Source organism: Spiractinospora alimapuensis (assembly GCF_018437505.1).
In the GTDB taxonomy this organism is placed as follows: domain Bacteria; phylum Actinomycetota; class Actinomycetes; order Streptosporangiales; family Streptosporangiaceae; genus Spiractinospora; species Spiractinospora alimapuensis.
The window spans coordinates 5,496,701-5,515,371 of the sequence record NZ_CP072467.1; the positions used below are offsets into that span (position 1 = coordinate 5,496,701).

15 protein-coding genes are annotated in these 18,671 nt (G+C 68.8%); 12 read left to right on the top strand and 3 right to left on the bottom strand.

Annotation, left to right across the window (positions count from 1 at the left end; translation table 11 throughout):
* The first annotated feature begins 163 nt into the window (after nucleotides 1–163).
* Nucleotides 164–1,549 (top strand): ABC transporter substrate-binding protein, encoded by a 1,386-nt coding sequence (locus J4H86_RS25535; protein ID WP_236540864.1) that lies wholly within the window; start codon nucleotides 164–166, stop codon nucleotides 1,547–1,549.
* 625 nt (nucleotides 1,550–2,174) lie between these two features.
* On the opposite strand, the gene J4H86_RS25540 is transcribed toward J4H86_RS25535, so the two are convergent.
* Nucleotides 2,175–2,921 carry a hypothetical protein gene (locus J4H86_RS25540; protein WP_236540865.1) on the bottom strand — a complete coding sequence of 249 codons (747 nt, stop codon included), beginning with the start codon at nucleotides 2,919–2,921 and terminating at the stop codon, nucleotides 2,175–2,177.
* A 544-nt stretch (nucleotides 2,922–3,465) separates the two neighbouring features.
* On the opposite strand from J4H86_RS25540, the gene J4H86_RS27310 reads away from it, so the two are divergent.
* Nucleotides 3,466–3,591: a hypothetical protein gene (locus J4H86_RS27310; protein WP_269134503.1), complete on the top strand. Its 126-nt coding sequence runs from the start codon at nucleotides 3,466–3,468 to the stop codon at nucleotides 3,589–3,591.
* 101 nt (nucleotides 3,592–3,692) lie between these two features.
* Here the strand turns inward: J4H86_RS27310 and J4H86_RS25545 are convergent, their stop codons facing one another.
* Complete coding sequence (locus J4H86_RS25545; RefSeq protein WP_236540866.1) at nucleotides 3,693–4,694, bottom strand: coiled-coil domain-containing protein; 1,002 nt, start codon at nucleotides 4,692–4,694, stop codon at nucleotides 3,693–3,695.
* 489 nt (nucleotides 4,695–5,183) lie between these two features.
* On the opposite strand from J4H86_RS25545, the gene J4H86_RS25550 reads away from it, so the two are divergent.
* From J4H86_RS25550 to J4H86_RS25575, 6 genes are all read left to right on the top strand, one after another.
* Nucleotides 5,184–6,431, top strand: a complete 1,248-nt coding sequence (locus J4H86_RS25550; RefSeq protein WP_236540867.1) for an ABC transporter substrate-binding protein — start codon at nucleotides 5,184–5,186, stop codon at nucleotides 6,429–6,431.
* 229 nt (nucleotides 6,432–6,660) lie between these two features.
* Complete coding sequence (locus J4H86_RS25555; protein ID WP_394356538.1) at nucleotides 6,661–7,551, top strand: carbohydrate ABC transporter permease; 891 nt, start codon at nucleotides 6,661–6,663, stop codon at nucleotides 7,549–7,551.
* A gap of 141 nt (nucleotides 7,552–7,692) precedes the next feature.
* The gene (locus J4H86_RS25560) at nucleotides 7,693–8,487 is read left to right on the top strand and encodes a carbohydrate ABC transporter permease (protein ID WP_330932458.1); all 795 of its coding nucleotides are present in this window, start codon (nucleotides 7,693–7,695) and stop codon (nucleotides 8,485–8,487) included.
* A 98-nt stretch (nucleotides 8,488–8,585) separates the two neighbouring features.
* Entirely contained in the window at nucleotides 8,586–9,986 is a 1,401-nt protein-coding gene (locus J4H86_RS25565) for a GH1 family beta-glucosidase (protein ID WP_236544177.1), read from the top strand.
* A gap of 63 nt (nucleotides 9,987–10,049) precedes the next feature.
* Nucleotides 10,050–11,075, top strand: a complete 1,026-nt coding sequence (locus J4H86_RS25570) for a LacI family DNA-binding transcriptional regulator (protein ID WP_236540869.1) — start codon at nucleotides 10,050–10,052, stop codon at nucleotides 11,073–11,075.
* 409 nt (nucleotides 11,076–11,484) lie between these two features.
* Nucleotides 11,485–12,138, top strand: coding sequence for a hypothetical protein (locus J4H86_RS25575; RefSeq protein ID WP_236540870.1), 654 nt, complete (start codon nucleotides 11,485–11,487; stop codon nucleotides 12,136–12,138).
* A gap of 62 nt (nucleotides 12,139–12,200) precedes the next feature.
* Here J4H86_RS25575 and J4H86_RS25580 read toward each other — a convergent pair whose 3' ends face one another.
* Nucleotides 12,201–13,121, bottom strand: coding sequence for a M15 family metallopeptidase (locus J4H86_RS25580; protein ID WP_236540871.1), 921 nt, complete (start codon nucleotides 13,119–13,121; stop codon nucleotides 12,201–12,203).
* A 546-nt stretch (nucleotides 13,122–13,667) separates the two neighbouring features.
* Here J4H86_RS25580 and J4H86_RS25585 point away from each other — a divergent pair.
* The 4 genes from J4H86_RS25585 to J4H86_RS25600 all read left to right on the top strand — a co-directional run bounded on the left by J4H86_RS25585 (nucleotide 13,668) and on the right by J4H86_RS25600 (nucleotide 18,627).
* Nucleotides 13,668–16,868 (top strand): sensor histidine kinase, encoded by a 3,201-nt coding sequence (locus J4H86_RS25585; RefSeq protein WP_236540872.1) that lies wholly within the window; start codon nucleotides 13,668–13,670, stop codon nucleotides 16,866–16,868.
* Between the two features lie 222 nt (nucleotides 16,869–17,090).
* The gene (locus tag J4H86_RS25590; RefSeq protein WP_236540873.1) at nucleotides 17,091–17,492 is read left to right on the top strand and encodes a roadblock/LC7 domain-containing protein; all 402 of its coding nucleotides are present in this window, start codon (nucleotides 17,091–17,093) and stop codon (nucleotides 17,490–17,492) included.
* Between the two features lie 54 nt (nucleotides 17,493–17,546).
* The gene (locus tag J4H86_RS25595) at nucleotides 17,547–18,002 is read left to right on the top strand and encodes a DUF742 domain-containing protein (RefSeq protein WP_394356539.1); all 456 of its coding nucleotides are present in this window, start codon (nucleotides 17,547–17,549) and stop codon (nucleotides 18,000–18,002) included.
* Nucleotides 18,003–18,036: 34 nt separating this feature from the next.
* Complete coding sequence (locus J4H86_RS25600; protein ID WP_236540875.1) at nucleotides 18,037–18,627, top strand: GTP-binding protein; 591 nt, start codon at nucleotides 18,037–18,039, stop codon at nucleotides 18,625–18,627.
* The last annotated feature ends 44 nt before the right edge of the window (nucleotides 18,628–18,671 follow it).

The following is an 18,671-nucleotide window of genomic DNA, read 5'->3' on the forward strand; positions in this document are numbered from 1 at the left end:
GTTCCGTTCGGAACGCATGTCTGCGCGTGGCGTGCTCTTTCCCGGTGGTCCAGGCGTCGTTCACCCCGTCGCGACTACCGCCTGGGCCTCCGGCCGGAAGGGGGATACCCGGCGCAGGTGTGGGAACATGTGGGCCACGGGCGTGACGGCGTGAGGGAACGGGATGCGAGATCGGTGGAGGGCGGTTGGCGCGCTGACCGCCATCTCCTGCCTGACTGTCGCGAGCTGCGACGGCGATGTCGGCGACGAGAACCAGGGACCCCAGCAGGTCGAGGTGTACTCGTGGGGGAGTTCCGAATCGCAGCGCCTCGCGTTCGACGATCTCAGCGCGGAGTTCGAGGAGAACCACCCCGACCTCCAGGTCGTCAACCCCGCCGAGGAGATGGAGTCCCGTGACCAGGCGCAGAGCATCCTGGAGTCCCGCCTGTCCCAGGGGGACCCGCCGGCGGCCTTCCAATCGCGCGCGGGCGCGGGCCTGTCGGACTACGTCGAGGACGGTTACGTCGCCCCACTGGACGACGTCTACGACGCCACCAGCCTGGCCGACGCCCTCCCCGAGGAGCTCGTCGAGCAGCTCGCCTACCGGGGGACCGTCGGCGAGGACCAGGAACCTGACGGTGACGAGGAGTCGGGCAACGGTGACGAACCCGTCCCCGACGCCGAGGACGGCCCGTTCTACACCGTCCCGGTGAGCATCCGCCGCTCCAACCTGCTTTGGTACAACCCGGACGTGCTCGAGGACGCGGGCGTACGCGGCGCCGTGACCACGCTCGGGGACTTCCTCGACGCACTGGAGGCAGTGGAGGAGGAGACCAACGCCGTACCCCTCGCCCTCGGACCCGGGTGGACCGTCGACCATCTCCTGGAGAACATGCTGCTGGCGTCGCTGGGAGCCGAGGAGTACAACGAGCTCTGGGGCCCGACCGCCGACTGGACCACAACGGAGGTCGAGGAGGCCCTCGACGTGTTCTCCGAGGTCCTGGAGCACACCGAGCAGATCGACGAGGATCAGGGCTGGCAGGGCGCGGCCGAGGCGGTGGCCGACGGCTCCGCCGCGTTCTTCGTGATGGGTGACTGGGCCGTGGCCCACTACGAGGAGATGGGCCTGGTCCCGCGGGAGGACTACGGCTGGGTCCCCACGCCCGGGACCGAGGGGGTCTACCTGTGGCTGGCGGACGGGTTCTCCCGGCCGGCCGGCGCGGGCGACGGCAGCGGCGACGCCGACGCGTGGCTTGAGTTCGCCGCCAGTCGGGAAGGGCAGGACGTCATCAACCCCGCCGTGGGGGCGATCCCGGCCCGAACCGACGCCGACCTCGAGGCCTACACCGAGAGCGAGTACCTGAGCTGGGCCCTCGCGCAGTGGCAGGAGGCGGAACTGGCCGGTTCGTTCTGGCACGGGGCCAGCGCCAGCGTCACCTGGAGGGAGGGTGTGGACTCCGCGCTGCGCACTTACCTGCGCGATGAGGACATCGCCGCGTTCCAGGACGAACTGGAGGCCCAGGCCCGGGACGCCAGCGCCCACCTCATCGACGCCCCCGCCGAGGACTGAGGTCCCACCGCGAACACGCGGCCGAACCATGTCGCCCCGGTCGCGAGCGGGACCGCGGCCCCGCGCCCCGTGCCCCCCAGTCCGGCGGACTGCGAAGACGGTCGCGAGCCGCGGTGGAGCGGGGATCGCGCTCGCGCCGCCGTCGGGGCGACTCGGTGGTGTGTCTTGAACCGCTGCGTGTCTTCTTGGGCGTTGTGGGGTGCGCTGGGGCTCGCGCGACCGCCGGGGCGACGGTCGCTGTGTCGATCGTTTCGGACAGCCAACCAGGATGCCCGTCGTGGATCCGTCGTATGAGCCGATGCCCGAGCCCCTCCTGGGGGCGCAATCCGCGAAGTCGCCCCAGGAGGGCGGAAGGCCGCTCCCTGAGTGCCCCACCGGGGTGACCGTCACCAACCTCACTGGGCGGTTCATCTGATCCCCGCGCCGCGTGGGCGAGCGCGGTGCGCTCCACACCGCTTCCACCGGGTGGAGGTGCGGTGCGCCTCGGCATCCCGAGTTCCGTCGGCACGGCGTGGGTGACCCGGCCACCGGTCCCCGGACACGCGGTGAACCAGCCGGGGCGGACAGCGCGACGGCCGCGGTCGAGGGACTCGAGTCTCCCGACCGCGGCCGTCGTCCCTCGGTGCTAGCCGAGGTTGTTGATCGCGCTCGCGCCGACGTCGGGCATCAGGTCACTGATGTCGCCGTACTCCAGCGGAGCGGACTCGTCACCGTTGATCCAGTCCGGGTAGACCCGCAGCTCGGCGGTGACGAGCATGTTGTCCTGGCGGGCGATCAGGGAGGCGGTCGACACCTCGCCCAGCGCGCCGTCGTTGGTGGAGAACACCAAATTCGCCTCGTCGCCGAGCTCGATCTCGTTGTTCTCGTGCACCGTGACGTCGATGATGTCGCTGTCCTCGTCCGTCATCCACTCCAGCTCACGCTCGAAGTCCGAGCCAGCCGCCTCCACGGAGTCCGAGGCGCTGTAGGGGAGCTGGTAGTTGACGTCCAGGGTGCCGGTGAATCCCTCCACCTCGATGTCCCAGCTACAACGCGCGGTGTTGTCGGTCGAGCTGGTCCGTGTCTGCTGGGCGGAGAGGGCGTCCACCTGGTCGTCGCCCAGGGCGAGGCACTCGTCCTCGGGCAGACCGTGCGGTGCCTCGCCGACCTCGGTCTCGATCGGGTCGTCGTCCTTGTCGTCGGTGTCGTCGGACTCCTCGGACTCCTCCGCGGCGGCGTCCGGGGGCGGAGGGGGAGCGTCGGTGTCGCCGGAGTCGTCGCCCGAGCGGAGTAGCATCACCAACACCACCACGATCAGCGCGATGATGACCACGCCACCGACGATGACGAGGATGAGGCCGAGGTTGCTCTTCGATGGAGGGGACCCCGGCATCTCCGCGCCCGAGCCCGGGTACGGGGGCTGCCCCGGCGGCGGCGGATACTGCGGGGCGCCGGCTGGGGTGTGCGCGTAGTGATCACCCGGAGGCGGGGGAGGGGCTCCGTACTGTGGCGCCCCGTACTGGGGGCCTCCGGAGGGCTGTCCCGGTGGGGGCCCGGGTGGCCCGGACGGAGGCTGTCCTCCCACCTGCCACGAGGGTGGCGGCTGCATGTGGGGTCCGTTGTCGCTCATTAGGTTCCTGGCTCTCCTCGCGCCCGGTACCACCGAGCATGCAGGTGCGAGTGGCGCGGTTATGGTTCGGTGCGGCCCGGCCTCGAGAGGCCGTGAGTTGATCGGGGCTTTGGGGGAAAGATACACCGTCGCCCGGTTGCCACCAGCATGCACCCGGTGTCTTTACCCGGCGAAACGGCCTTCAGCGCGGACGGTCGCCGCGAATTCCTCGGGGTCAGAGCGTGTGTCTGTCCACATCCGGCAGTTCGCGCGGGCAAACTATACACTCTGTACGGTTCTGTTCTGCTCTGTGGAGGCGGCCGGAGTCATGACCTCTCAGCCACGTAGAGGACCACTCGCCTGGATCGTGTTCGTTGTCGCGATCCTGGCCGCGCTCGTGTTGATCGGCGGCTGTGTCGCGGTCGCGTACGGGGACGCGTTCGCGTTGATGTGACGTCCCCGGGGCGCGGCGGTTTACCGCCGCGCCGCACACGGCGACATTCCGGCGTCCGCCCCGAGCGGTCGCCGCCGTGCCGCGGCAGCCACCAGCGGGCGTCACCACATGGAGATGTGCACGTGGTCGAAGTGGTTCTCGGTGATGCTGCCGCGGTCGGCCATGTCGCGCCAGTCGGTGTCGCCGCGCCGCTGGTCCCAGATCTGTTGGCGGTAGATGACGTACATGATGCCCAGTCGGTCGGCGTTCTCGCGCGCCCACTCCGAGATCTCCCAGCCGCGGTCGATCTCGTCCTGCGGCGGCATGTCTCCGTCGTTGGTCATCATGAAGTCGCAGGCGCGGCCCTTGGGGTGCTCCCCGACGAAACCGCCGTTGTGCGGGCGGTAGCAGCCCACCCCGGGGCCCTCGTCGAACTCCTCGATGATGAGCTCGCGCATCTGTTCCGTGCGCGGAGTGAGGTTGTACCGGCCCCCCATCTCCTGTTCGGGATGGTCGGCGATCAGCTCCTGGACCTCCTCGCGGCGGTCGCGTAGACCCGAGAGGTCCTCGTCGGCCTCCGCGAGCGTGGCCTCGGCCTCGTCCTGCGCCGCCCGGTACTCCTCGATCGCCTCGGTGTGCTGGTCGATGCGGTCGGAGTTGGTCGTCGTCAGGTGGTGGACGTAGCGAGCCCGCTCGGCCAGCTCCTCGGCGTCCTCGGCCACGAAGACATCGAGGGCCGGGTCCACCCCGCCGTTGACGTAGCTGGTGACCGCGATCGTGCGTACGGCGTCCCGGGCCTCCTCCAACGCCTCCTCGCTCTCCTCCGCGCGTTCCTCGGCGTCCTCGGCGGCCTGGATCACGCCCTCGAGATCCCGCAGTTCGCCTCGGTACTCCTCGCCCAGCTCGTCGGCCTCGTCCTTCAGGGACTGGAGGTTCTGCGGCTCGGCGGGAACCATCGTGACGGCCGACACCGGGGCCGCGGGGACCGCGATGAACGTGACGAGGGCCGACGCGCCCAGAAGTCGCGCCCACCACTCCAGGAGGCGCGGACGCGAGGACGACGGGACGAGGGGGTCGGCGAAGTCCAGTCGCCGCTGCGTACCTCCGCGGCGGGCGGTCTTCACGAGTGCTTGCTCCTCGGGAGGGGACGGGACACGGGGGCGGGACGGATCCCCGTCAGCGACATGTGAGTTTAGGCGGTCCGGCCCGATCGCACCGCAGAACTCGCCTTAACGGCGACACTCCCGGCGGCGCGAACTGGGCGGAATCGCCGACACGCTCGGGGCGAACGCCAGGTCACGGTCAGGTTACGCACCTCCTGCGTGTGATCGAGGTAACAGTTCTGTTTCGTCGTCGAGTCGGGGGATTGACGCGGGACCGTTGGCCCGGCTTTGCTTTTGGGAGCGCTCCCATGATGGCGAGAGGCGCTGTGCTTCACACGAACGACCACGAGCACGGCACCCCTCAACACGCGGCCTTTCGAGCGGCAGCGCCGAAGGCATACGGGGGACGGGACGCGACCGAGGGGATTCGTCGAGTCAGCGGGTCGAACGGATGGTTCGCCCGAGAAGGGGTCGCAGATGTGGAAGATGACGAGTCGTGGGAGGGCGTCCGTGGCGCTGGTCGGCAGCGCCGCGGTTCTGGCCGTCTCGGGATGTAGTGGTGACACGGAGACCGACGGCGAGGTCGAACTGGTCCTGGAGACATTCGGGACGTTCGGCTATGACGCCGTGATCGAGGAGTTCGAGGAAGAGACCGGCTACACGGTGGACCATCGGGTCTACGGCGAGCAGCCCGACTTCGCCGAGGCGCTGGAACAGAACATCGCCGCGGGCAGTGGGGCCGGCGACGTGGTGGCGCTGGAAGAGGCCCACATCGTTCAGATGCTGGAACAGGGCGAGGCCTTCGTTGACCTGAACGACTTCGGTGCCGGGGACATGGAGGACCAGTTCCTCGACTGGAAGTGGGAGCTGGGGCAAACAACCGACGGACAACTGGTTGGTCTGGGAACCGACGTCGGGAGCCTCGCGATCTGTTACCGGTGGGACCTCTTCGAGGAAGCGGGGCTGCCCACCGACCGCGAGGAGGTGGGAGAGCTCTGGCCGGAGTGGGAGGACTATCTCTCCGCCGGCCAGGAGTTCCGTGACGCCGACACCGATGCCGCCTTCGTCGCCGACGTCGGTGAGGTCTACACCGCCATCACGCGCCAGGCGGGTGGCGAGATCTACTTCGCGGAGGCCGACGACGAGCTCATCGTCGCCGACAACCCGGTGGTGCGGGACGCGTTCGACTTCTCCGTCGAGCTGGTGGACGAGGACCTCTCCGCCGGTCTCGACACCTTCACCGACGACTGGACCGCCGCGATCCAGGCGGGCACGTTCGCGACCATGCCCTGTCCAGCCTGGATGCTCGGACAGGTCGAGGACTCCGCCGGTGAGGACGGCGAGGGCCTGTGGGACGTGGCCGACGTCCCTGGCGACGGTGGGAACTGGGGCGGCTCGTGGCTCGCGGTTCCAGAACAGAGTGAGAACCCCGAGGCGGCGGCCGAGCTCGCGATGTTCCTCGCCGGACCCGAGGGGCAGCTGAACGCGTGGGAGGAGGCCAACAACCTGCCCTCCAACCTGGAGGTCCTGGAATCCGACGAGGTGCAGGACACCGTCCGCGAGTACTTCAACGACGCGCCCACCGGCGAGATTTTCGCCTCCGTGGCAGCGGACCTCCAGCCCTATTACATGGGACCCGGCCACGTGGCGGTGCACGAGGACGCGACGAACCCGATCGACGAGATGCAGCGTGGCGGAATCTCGGCCGATGACGCCTGGGACCAGTTGATCGAAGGGGCCGAACGAGCGGCCCGATAGCGGTGGGGCGCCGTCAGCGCGGCGGCGCCGATGGTGTGGCGGGCCGACCCCGGCGATCCCACGGGATCCGTCTCCTGCGACCGCCGGCCGGCCCGTCCACCCACGCCATGAGGAGCAATAGATCGTGAAAGCTGTGAAGAGCGGAAACACGTCCAGGGGAGCCACCCGGGACACCTCTACCGCCACGAGAGCCTCAGCGGCCCACGACGACCGCCGCGAGCGTCGGGCGATCTTCTTCGGGAAACTCGATGGGAAATTCGCCCCCTACCTGTTCATCGCGCCGTTCTTCATCATCTTCGGCGTCTTCAACCTGTTCCCCACCGCGTTCATGTTCCACGTGTCACTGCACGACTGGAGCATGATCGGCGGCAATGGGGGCTTCGTCGGTTGGGCGAACTACGCGTTCCTGCTCACCGACACGAAGTTCTGGAACGCTCTGCTGAATACGCTCGCGATCTTCGTCATCGCGGTGGTTCCGCAGCTGCTACTCGCACTGCTCCTGGCCGACGTCCTGAACCGGCGGATCCGGTTCCAGGGGTTCTTCCGGGTGGCGACGATCCTGCCCTACGTCACGTCCATCGCGGCGATGGCGATCGTCTTCGGTCAGCTCTTCGGTCGCGACTTCGGGCTCATCAACCTGGCGTTGGACACCATCGGGATCGACCCGATCGACTGGCGGTCCAACCGTTTCGCCTCCTGGGTGGCCCTGGCGGTCATGGTCGATTGGCGCTGGCTTGGCTTCAACACGCTGATCTATCTCGCCGCCATGCAGACCATCCCCCGGGATCTGTACGAGTCGGCCTCCATCGACGGCGCGTCCCGCCTGCGCCAGTTCTGGCAGATCACGATCCCCATGGTGCGGCCCACCGTGCTGTTCACGGTCATCATCTCCACCATCGGACAGATGCAGCTCTTCACCGAGCCCGTCATCTTCTCTGCGGACTACTCGGGCGGGAACCAGAACCAGTTCCAGACGGTGGCGATGCTCATGTTCGACGAGGCCCGCCGCCTCGACAACTTCGGCTACGGAGCCGCGATCGCCTGGGTCATCTTCCTGCTGATCGTGGTCTTCTCCCTGATCAACGTGTTGTTCGTCAGCCGCATCCGAGGCGCGAGCTGAGTGACGAGGAAGAGAACGCTCATGACCTCTACTTCGGTCCCGCGGGCGCGGGCGGAGACGTCCACACAGAGACGGAGGAACTCCGTCCGCCGGCGTATGGTGTCCAGCGGCCCCAACCGTCCGGCCGGTCCCGTGACCTACGTGGCCCTGTCCCTTGTGTTCCTGTTCTCTGCTTTCCCGCTGTATTGGCTCGTCGTCGTCGCGACGCGCGGCAACGAGGCCATCGCGCAACGCCCCCCGGCGCTGCTCCCCGGACGGGAGTTCGCCGAGAACATCGTGCGGACTCTGGAGAATCCGGCCGCGAACTTCGTACAGGGCCTGGTCAACTCCGCGATCGTCGCGACAGCCACCGCGGTCTCCGTCGTGTTCTTCTGCTCGCTGGCGGGATTCGCCCTGGCGAAGATGCGATTCCGCGGCCGGAACATCGCGACGCTGGCGATCATCGTCACGATGATGATCCCGATCCAGATGGCCATCGTCCCGATGCTGATCATGATGGACGCCTTCGACTGGAGAGGTGACCTCCGCGCCGTCATCGCGCCCTTCATGGTGACGGGCTTCGGTGTCTTCCTGATGCGTCAGTACGCGCAGCAAGGCGTTCCCAACGAGCTGCTGGAGTCGGCGCGCCTGGACGGCTGCTCCAATCTCAGGACGTTCTGGTCGGTCGTCGTTCCCCAGTTACGCCCCGCCATGATCGTGCTCGGGATGCTCACCTTCATGCAGAACTGGAACGAGTTCATCTGGCCGATCGCCGTGCTCGGTCCCGACAATCCAACGGTCCAGGTGTCCATCAACAACCTCAACCAGGGATACACCAGCGACTTCGCACTCATGTTCACGGGTGCGACCTTCGCGACCCTGCCACTCCTGCTGGTGTTCGTCGTATTCGGTCGCCGCCTCATCGGCGGCATCATGGAAGGTGCTATCAAAGGGTGAGTTCCCAATCCTTCACGGCCCGCGCGTCCGGACTCGACACCCGCGCCCCGGACCCCGTCGACACCCCGCCTGCCGTCGCCGATCAGCCAGACCCCGTTGTGTTTCCCACCGATTTCGTCTGGGGCGCGTCCACCGCGGCGTTCCAGATCGAGGGAGCCACGGACGTCGACGGTCGTGGGCGAAGCATCTGGGACACGTTCTGTGCCACTCCCGGCAAGGTTCTCGGGGGAGACACCGGCGAGCCCGCCGCCGACCACTATCGACTGTTTCGCGAGGACATCGCGCTGATCAAGGAGCTGGGGCTCGGGAACTACCGGTTCTCCATCGCGTGGCCGCGAGTACAGCCCGACGGACGAGGGCCGGTCAATCAGGCGGGGCTCGACTTCTACGAGCGGCTCGTCGACAACCTGCTCGACCAGGGCGTGCGGCCGTGGCCGACGCTCTATCACTGGGACCTGCCGCAGGCGCTGGAGAACGCAGGAGGTTGGCCACACCGCGACACGGCCCTACGGTTCGCCGACTACGCCGCCGTGGTGCACGAGCGGCTAGGGGACCGGGTCGCCGACTGGTCGACCCTGAACGAACCCTGGGTGGTGGCGTTTTTGGGATACGCCTCGGGGGAGCACGCTCCAGGGCGAACCGAGCCGGCGGCCTCGCTCGCCGCTGTGCACCACCTCCTACTCGGTCACGGTCTCGCCACCCAGGTGATTCGAGAGCAGGCCGCCGGCAACGACGCTCCGACACGGATGGGTATCGTGCTCAACACCCAGACCGTCCGCCCGCTCCGTGACACCGTCGCGGACCGGGACGCCGCGCGGCGGATCGACGCGCTGCGCAACAGGATCTTCCTCGACCCCCTCCACCATGGGCGCTACCCGGCGGACCTGCTTCGCGATGTCGCGCACATCACGGACTTCGGGTTCGTGCGCCCCGGCGACCTTGAGACGATCCAGGCCCCGCTGGACGTCATGGGTGTGAACTTCTACAACCCGAGTCTCGTCGCCGGGCCCGCGACCGACGTTCCGCGCGACAAGCGTGACGCGACCGGCGGAGGGGACGGGGCCTCCCCTTGGCCGGGAAGTGAGGACGTCCAGTTCCTTCTCTCGGGGTTGCCCCGGACGGGACAGGGGTGGGAGGTCGACGCCACCGGCCTGCGCGACCTCCTGGTACGTCTCGCCGCCGACTATCCCCGGCTGCCCCTCTACGTCACGGAGAACGGCGCGGCCTACGAGGACACCGTTGCCGAGGACGGCAGGGTCCATGACCCCGAACGGCGCCAGTACCTCGAACAGCACATCCGTGCCGCTCACGCCGCGCTCGAGGCCGGGGCTCCGCTCAAGGGGTACTTCGTCTGGTCCCTGCTCGACAACCTCGAGTGGGCCTTTGGTTACTCCCAACGGTTCGGAATCGTGTACGTCGACCGTGCGACGCAACGCCGCGTCGTGAAGGACAGCGGATACTGGTACGGCGGTGTGGCGCGCACCGGGACCGTCGGCTGAACGGTCGGGCGGCGAGCGGCACGGCCAGGGGACACGGGCACGAAGCGGGGGAGGAACGGCGGCATGAGCGCGCGGGGCCAGCGTCCGACGCTGGAGATGGTCGCACAGCACGCGGGCGTGGGACGGGGCACGGTGTCCCGGGTCATCAACGGTTCCGACCAGGTGAGTCAGGCGACACGGGAGGCCGTGCGCCGAGCCATCGAGGAACTCGGCTACGTCCCGAACCACGCCGCGCGGACCCTGGTCACGCGGAGGACGGATACCGTCGCGCTCGTTGTCTCCGAGCCCGAGGACCGGGTGTTCACCGAACCGTTCTTCGCCCGTATCGTCCGCGGGGCCAGCGCCGAGTTGCGCCAACGCGGGTTGCAGCTCGTGCTGGCCATGGCGGGCGGTCCGGAGGAGCACGAGCAGATGGCCACCTACCTCACCTCGCAGCACGTCGACGGGGTGATGCTCCTGTCCGAACACCGTGACCGCACCCTCGCCGCACGCCTGTCGGAGGCGGGGGTGCCGTGCGTGCACGGGGGACGTCCACTGGGGACCGAGCGGGACACCCCGACGCGGTACGTGGACATTGACAACGTCGGTGGATCCCGTGCCGCGACGGAGTATCTCCTGCGCTCAGGGCGGCAACGTATCGCCAGCATCGCCGGCCCCCCCGACATGGTCGCCGGTCTGGAGCGTCGGGAGGGTTACCGGGACGCCCTGCGTGCCGCCGACCGCGCCGTGGACGAGAACCTGATCGTCGCGGGTGACTTCAGCCATCGCAGCGGCGCCGACGCCATGGTCGACCTGCTGCGTCGTGCGCCTGACATCGACGCCGTTTTCGCGGCGTCGGACCTGATGGCCATCGGCGCGCTCCGCGCTCTCCGGGACGCGGGTCGGTCCGTACCAGGCGACGTCGCGGTCGTCGGTTTCGACGACTCCCCGGGCTCCGAGCACGCCGATCCACCCCTGACCACAGTGCACCAACCGGCCGAACGCATGGGTGTAGAGATGGCCCGCGTCCTCGCCGCGAGCCTCACCAACCCAAGAGAGAACGCCAGCGTCGTACTGGACACCCATCTCGTCCTCAGGGACTCCGCCTGAGTGGCGGGGTGTGAGTCGTCATCGTGTGTCGTGCGGTGAGGACGTGTCGGCTCTGGTGAGCCGTTGGACGGTTTCGACGTGCACGCGCGGCCGACGGGCCGTCCCGGTGGCTACGGGCGCCGTGACCGACCTCGGGCCCGAGTTCCCGGCGCACGAACGCCTCGATCTCCTGCCGTGTGATTCGGCCCAGCGGGGTGGGCAGTGGGTGGGTTCCGCCGTGGGCCGGTCGGTCCCGCCAGCCGACGGCACGCGGGGACCGCACCGCGTCGCGTGCGAGTGTGATCCCGTCACCGAGAGTTGTGGGGCGCTCGAACGGCGCCGAGCAGGGCACTCCCATCCCGGGCTCCGGACGGAAAGGCCGTGGATGGTGTGGGAACCTGCTGGACAGGATCAGGGGTGAGGGGGATTCATGCGCTGGGTGACCTATCTTTCGCCGAGCGGTGGTGGGCGGCGACCCGGGGTCGTCGACGACGGGGACGTCTTCGGATACCCGGGAGGGGAGAGCCTCGCCGAGCTGCTGGGCGCGGGGGACGGTGCCGTGACCCGCGCCCGGGACCGCGCGCTCGGTGAGCCGGTGGAGATCATCGTGGAGCTCGAGGCGCGGCTGTGCGCGCCACTCCGGCCCGAACGGGCCGTCACCGTGGTGACCCCGAACGGGTCACTGTCGGTCGACCCGGCGAACGTCGGTGGTCCGGACGACGGAGTTCCGGTGCCGGTGTCCTCCGCTGTCGTGGCCACAGCGGGGGTCGTCGACTTCTTCGCCGACGGACGTCACGCGGGCAGGAGCCTCGCCTGCCTGTGGACCACCGCCGATGCCACCGGCCTGACGATCGGTGGCGTCGTCACCACGGGCCCCGACATCCCGACCGTGGGGGAGGTCACCGTCGAGGTGGAGACACAGGAGGCCTCGGCCGCCCTGCCCCCGGTACCCGAGGCGGTCGACGGGGTGGCGGCCGTCGCGCGGATGGTCGTGGGCCCGCGTTCGGTGGAACTGGGGGAGGAACTCTTCGTCGGTGGCGAGGACCTCGGCGCGTTCGAGATCCGAGTCGGTGCTCTGGCCTGAGTCTCCGTCGACTTGTGTTCGACATCGGGACCGGGCGGATCCACGCGACGCGCGTGACCTTCCTAGCCCTCGTACTCCCAGTGCCACGGTTCGAAACCGTCCTGGGCCCACGGGGGGTTGTGCCAACCGTGGTCCCCAGCGTTGGACATCAGCCACTCGTACTGCTCTGATCCGTGCTCCTGGACACCACCACACAGGTCCACCGCGACGCCCACGCCGTGCTGGCTGGTGCCGGGCCGCGCGGCCATTCCGGCTTCCTTCTCCTCGTAGAGGCGTTCCTGTTCGCTGAGTGGGCGGTAGGCGTCGGTCACGCACATCGGGTAGCCGAAGTGCGCCTGGTACGCCTCGTCGAGACGCATGAACGCGGCGGCGGCGTCGGCGCGGAGCGTGTGACCAGGCTGGGGGAGCGGGCACAGCGCGGACTCGGGGATCTCCCCGTTGGGATACTGCGAGACGTCGCCGCCGACGCACTCCTCACCGCCCGTGGACGCGAAGGCGGGTTTGACCTCGGGGTCGTGTGGGTCGGGCACCGGCACGGAGGTCTCCTGCGCCAGCCGACCAGCCTGGGTGGTCGAACCGAGTGTGGCCGCCGCCGCGTCGGCTCGCTCGAGAGCCTCGGGGCGTCGGGCGGAGATCTCGTGACCAAACTGATGCGTGAGATGTTCCTGGAGCTCCGCCCGTTCGGAGCGCATGCCCTCGGACACGGCGTCGGAGGGTTCGGAGGATTCGGCCGGAGGGACGGACCACACGACGATCCCGGGTGAGGGCATGGCGAGGGCCACAGTGCCCGCGTGACCGAAGGTGTCCGCCGGCGGGGCCCTGGTCTCAGAACCGGGGTTCCGATAGCGTTCGGCCGCGCCGTCCCCCGCGGCTCCCGGAACCCGTTCGTGGGCGCGGAATTCGACGGTTCGGGCCGCGAAGGCCGTCAGTGACGGCTCTTCCGACGGCGATGGTTCGGTGTCGGCGAAGGCCGGTGTGGACATGCAGAGAGCGGTGGCTGTGACACAACCGAAAACCACGGTGAGCACGCGCCGCGGAGCGTCGTTCGCAGCGCCCTCGCCGGACTCGCGGGGCCCTTGGCAGCTCGGTGCGTGAGTATCCATCACGAGACACTTTGACACCTTGACCAGTGCTTTTGTGGGATCTGGGTGGGTGTGTCCGGTACTGGATTCGGGTGTATCCGGTGTTGAGCGAAAAAAGGCGAACTGAGAGGATTGCGGGACTCGGGGATACCTGGTCGTATTGGTACGCTATCGATCTCGGTCGTGCTCATTTCGTCCGAAATGGGCGTACAGCCCCTAATTCCCCACGGGTCCGGCGTTTCAGCGCGTCCCTCCACTCTGCGGGCTCAGGGGATCCGTGTGCGGTGACAAGGAAGGTTACGAAGGTCCGTGTCGACACCAGCCGCGAACCATGGAGCCGAACTCCCTCCGGGGGGTCGCCCCGAACACGCGGGCACGGCGTCCGCGCGTGAGCGAAGCCGCGGAAGCCGATTCCGCCTGCGTGACTGGCGTGTGCGGTCCCGTCTGTTGGCCTTGATCGCCGTGCCCACGATCGTGGCGGTGGTCCTGGGCGCTCTGCGCATCGCGGAGAGCACCGACGACTACTTCACCCACCAACGTGTGGAGAACATGGCGGCACTCGGCGAGGCCACCTCCGAACTCGCCCACGCCCTGGGGCAGGAGCGACTCCTCACCGTCGCCTACCTGGGCACCTCCGGTGGTGACCTCGGGGAGTTGGAACAGCATCAGGAGGGCACAGTCGACGCCCTGGTGCGTGACGTGCAGAGCGCGGCGAGCGAGATCGGAGACCCGGGAAGCCCACTGGCCGAGGCGAAGATCAACGCCTTGCTGGGGGGACTCGACGGCCTGGAGGGGATCCGTGAGGGCGCACTGGCCAGCGACATCGCGGCCATGCCCACCATCTCCGGCTACCGCTCGCTCATCACGACCGTCCTGAGCTTCACCGAGGAAATCGGTATCGCCACCGACGACCCGGCGCTGACCGAGCGGGCGCGGTCCCTGTCGTCCATGGCACAGGCGCGCGAGGAGCTCTCCTACGAGGCGTCGCTGATGCTGAACGCGATGCTGTCCGGCTTCCTCGCCCCCAACACGCGCGAGACGATCATCGCGGTGCGCTCCAGTTACGAGGGGCACCTCTCCTCATTCGAGGCAACCGCCTCCGAAGAGGACTCCAACGGCAACAACGCCACGTTCAACGGCATCACCGTCAGCCGCATGTCGACCATGCAGCAGCAGGTCATCAACCAGGCACGACTGGACCCCAGCCTCGACGGGGTCATCTCCTCGCAGATGGTGGAGGACTACCGCGAGGCGGCGGACAAGGCGATCGACTCCCTGCACGACTCCGAGGTCGAACTCGGCGAGGCGGTCACCGGCGACGCGGAGACCCTCAAGGGTGAGTCCCTCATGGTCACCATCCGCGACAGCGCCGTGGTCCTGTTCGTCATTGTGGCGGTCTTCCTCCTCACCCTGCTCGTCGCTCGTTCGCTGGTCGCCCCGCTGCGCACCCTGCGCGACTCGGCCCTGCGCGTCGCCAACAACGACCTTCCGGTGGCCATTCACCGCATGCGGGAGTCCGGCGACACCGCCGAGGTGCAGCGTGTGACGTCGGTCGGCGTCGACTCCGCTGACGAGATCGGTGAGGTCGCCCGCTCCTTCGACGAGGTCCACCACGTCGCCCTGCGACTCGCGTCCGACGAGGCCGCTCTGCGCAGCAACGTCAACGCGATGTTCGTCAACCTGTCCCGTCGGAGCCAGACCCTGGTGGAGCGCCAGCTCCGTCTCATCGAGGGCCTCGAGCGCGGCGAGCAGGACTCGGAACGGCTGGGCGACCTCTTCCAACTGGACCACCTCGCCACCCGCATGCGCCGCAACAACGAGAACCTGCTCGTTCTCTCCGGCCAGGACAACACCCGTAAGTGGTCCCAGCCGGTTCCGCTCGTGGACGTCCTGCGCGGCGCGGTCTCCGAGGTGGAGCACTACGACAGAGTCAACGTGCGCGCCTCCTCACAGCTCATGCTGCACGGGCGGCCGGTCAACGACATCATCCACCTGGTCGCGGAGCTGTTGGAGAACGCCACCGCGTACTCCGCGCACGAGACCCAGGTCGCCGTCGTGGCCCGGGAGCTCGACGGCGGTGACGTCCAGGTCGAGATCACCGACAGCGGTATCGGCATGGCCGAGGCCGACCTGGACTCCATCAACGAACGGTTGGCGAGTCCACCAGTCATTGACGTCGCCGTCTCCCGCCGCATGGGTCTCTTCGTGGTCAGCCACCTCGCGGCGCGCCACCACATCCACGTACGCCTCCACCCCGCCCACAACGGTGGTATCACCGCGGTGATGGTGCTTCCGGGCGACCTGTTCTCCACAGGTGGGGGACGCTCGGCGCTCAACGCACCGGCGACCTCGACCTCACCCGGCGTTCCCGACACCTACGCCGAGGCCGCCGCCGCGTTCGCGGCCAGCCCGGCGCCCGCGGAACCGGCCGACCCGTGGCAGCCGGGTGACTCCGGCACCCAGCCCGAGTGGGAACGCGAAACCCGCCACGCCCTGCCGCGACGACAGTCAGGAGAGACCCCGCGGGGGCACGAGCCGGCGCCCAGCGGTGAGGACCTCTGGGACACCCGCCGCAACAACGGGTCGACGGCGCCACCACCTCCGTCCGGGCCCCGCTTCACCGGTCCGTTGCCCATCCTGCGCAGCGAGGAGGACGAGGCCGGCCGGGACGTGTCAGCCCCGGAGCCCCCCGAGGTGTCACGACCGGCGGCGTCACCCCACGACGCCTGGCAGCCGGCCCAAACGACCCAACCCCCCCAGCCGGAGAGACCTGCCGGTACGGAGAGCGCGCCGTGGCAGCCGCCGACGACCGAGGGGTCCGCACAGCCCCACAGCGCCGGCGCGACCCCCGCCGCGCGGCCCGACGCCACGGCGGTCCCCAACGGCGCGGACAACACCCCGGCCGGGACGTCGGGGCCGGCAGCCTCCTCCAACGGGTGGAACCGACCGCCGGAGGAGGCGAACGAGCCGCTGCGTGCCCAGCAGCCCACCGACGACCCCGACTCCCGCGAGGGCTACGGGTCTACCACCTACCTGTCCCGGCGTGCCGGCGGCGGCTGGCGCACAGTGGTGCCCCCCGCGCCACACGCGGGTTCGACGGAGTCGCTACCGATCTTCGACGCGGTAGAGTCCAACTGGTTCCGACGCAGGACGGTGCGACCGGCCTCCGCGCCGGAGACCGGCCCGTTCCCCGTGGTCCAGGTCCCCCAGCCGACGGAGCAGCAGGCGACCGCGGCGCCGGCCGACGAACCCACTCCGCCCGTGAACGGAGGCGGCGCCGTCCCGCAGAGCGCTGGCGTCGCGCCCACCACACCGGAGCCGGACACGCCGGAACCGGCCTGGGAGGGCCAAGCCGGGCAGCAGCCCGGCCAGGGTTGGCACTCGGAAGCGGACGCGGGATGGAGGGCGGCGATGACCGCGAGCGAACCCGAAGCGGGCGGACTCACCGCCGCGGGCTTGCCCAAACGGATTCCCCGCGCCAATCTGGTGCCGGGAGCGGCTCCGACCTCCGGGAACTCCGGGCCGCAGGAACAGCCGCAACCGCGTTCGGCGGACAAGGTGCGCAATCGCCTGTCCGGCTTGCAGGAAGGCATCCAACGCGGCCGGTCGGACACGACCGGTGGGCACTCGCGAGACGAGGAGAGATAGCCGACGCCTATTGCCAAGTGACAGGGCGATGACGGTTGGGCGACGATGCCGCCCAACCACCGGGGTCAACGTCCACCGCCAACCCCGCGTGATGGCAGAATCCGGTGAGTCAGGCCCGACCAGCCTCAAGGACAGAGTTGTTACCCCCATTCATGATCTCGCCGCTCGACGCCGTGCCTCAGGGAGAGGACGACGCGACGGTCGGGACCGACAGGAGAGCGGATGAATCAACCGGTGCAAGATCTCAACTGGCTGATCACTGACTTCGCCAACCGCGTACCGGACGTCGCGCACGCGATCGTGGTGTCTTCTGATGGCCTGCCCCTCGCGGCCTCCGCGGGTTTCCCGGCTGACCGCGTGGACCAGCTCGCCGCGATCGCGTCCGGGCTGTCCAGCCTCACCCAGGGTGCGGCTCGCGTGTTCGAGGGCGGCGCGGTCGCGCAGACCGTCGTCGAGATGGAGCGGGGGTTGTTGCTCGTCATGGCGATCAGCGACGGCTCGTCGCTCGCGGTTCTCGCCGCCGCCGACTGTGACCTCGGGCTGGTCGCCTACGAGATGACCTTGCTCGTGGACCGGGTGGGGCGCGCGTTGACACCCGCCGCGCGTTCGGCCGGACCTCGTTGATCCCACCACGGACAGGAGGAAGTGGTGGCACCTGACAACAGGGACACCGGACGGATGTCATGGTTCAACCAGGACGCAGCCGTTCCTGGCGCGACGCGCCAACCAGGGTCCTTCGCTGACGCCCAACCACGTCCAGTTCCGCATGACCAACAACCGACGCCGGTGGATGACGCGCCGAGCTCGTTGGTGCGCCCCTACGCGGTGACGCGCGGACGCACCAAACCACGCTCGCAGCTACCGTTGGAAGCCCTGATCTCCACGACGGTGACGGCCCGAAACGAGTTCGGTAACCTCACCCCCGAGTGCCAGGCGATCAGCGACCTCTGTCGCGACTGGCGGTCCGTCGCCGAGATCTCCGCCCTGCTCCGTATCCCCCTCGGTGTGGCTCGGGTTCTCGTCGCCGACATGGCCGACCAGGGCCTGGTACAGATCCGGACTTCCCAGCAGAGCGACAGCCGGCCCAACGTCAACCTGCTCGAAAGGGTACTCAGTGGACTTCGCAAGCTCTAGCGCGTCCAGCGAGGGCGATGCTGCGGCCAACGCGATGACGTCGGTCAAGATCGTCGTCGCGGGCGGGTTCGGGGTCGGCAAGACGACCTTCGTGGGCTCTGTCTCCGAGATCGTGCCGCTGACGACCGAGGCCGTCATGACCAGCGCCAGTGTGGGAGTCGACGACCTCGCCAAGACTCCCGACAAGCAGACCACGACCGTGGCGATGGACTTCGGCCGCGTGTCGCTCGACTCCGACCTCATCCTTTACCTGTTCGGCACACCCGGACAGCACCGGTTCTGGTTCATGTGGGACGACCTGGTCAAAGGAGCGATCGGCGCGGTCGTCCTCGTCGACACCCGCCGCATCATGGACTGCTTCTCGGCCCTGGACTACTTCGAAGAGGCGCGACTGCCGTTCATCGTGGCCGTCAACGGCTTCGACGGCTACTACCCGCACGCCGCCAGCGAGGTCCGGGACGCGCTCGCCCTGAGCCCGGACGTCCCCATCGTCCAGTGCGACGCCCGCAACCGGCAGTCGACCAAGTCGACGCTGATCACACTCGTGGAGCACGCGATCAGTGTCGGCGTCCCCGACGCCGGACAGCCGCCGACCCCGACCGGGGGACAGGCGAGCTGGGGCTAGCGACCGCCAACACCGTGGGACGGCCCATGGGGGACCACCGCGGC

What these genes read in the sequence shown, in the direction of transcription:
- J4H86_RS25595 (WP_394356539.1), top strand. Translation starts at nt 17,547, where the DNA reads ATGTCATGGTTCAACCAGGACGCAGCCGTTCCTGGCGCGACGCGCCAA.
- J4H86_RS27310 (WP_269134503.1), top strand. Translation starts at nt 3,466, where the DNA reads ATGACCTCTCAGCCACGTAGAGGACCACTCGCCTGGATCGTGTTCGTT.
- J4H86_RS25590 (WP_236540873.1), top strand. Translation starts at nt 17,091, where the DNA reads ATGAATCAACCGGTGCAAGATCTCAACTGGCTGATCACTGACTTCGCC.
- J4H86_RS25575 (WP_236540870.1), top strand. Translation starts at nt 11,485, where the DNA reads ATGCGCTGGGTGACCTATCTTTCGCCGAGCGGTGGTGGGCGGCGACCC.
- J4H86_RS25570 (WP_236540869.1), top strand. Translation starts at nt 10,050, where the DNA reads ATGAGCGCGCGGGGCCAGCGTCCGACGCTGGAGATGGTCGCACAGCAC.
- J4H86_RS25535 (WP_236540864.1), top strand. Translation starts at nt 164, where the DNA reads ATGCGAGATCGGTGGAGGGCGGTTGGCGCGCTGACCGCCATCTCCTGC.
- J4H86_RS25580 (WP_236540871.1), bottom strand. Translation starts at nt 13,121, where the DNA reads ATGTCCACACCGGCCTTCGCCGACACCGAACCATCGCCGTCGGAAGAG.
- J4H86_RS25600 (WP_236540875.1), top strand. Translation starts at nt 18,037, where the DNA reads ATGACGTCGGTCAAGATCGTCGTCGCGGGCGGGTTCGGGGTCGGCAAG.
- J4H86_RS25540 (WP_236540865.1), bottom strand. Translation starts at nt 2,921, where the DNA reads ATGCCGGGGTCCCCTCCATCGAAGAGCAACCTCGGCCTCATCCTCGTC.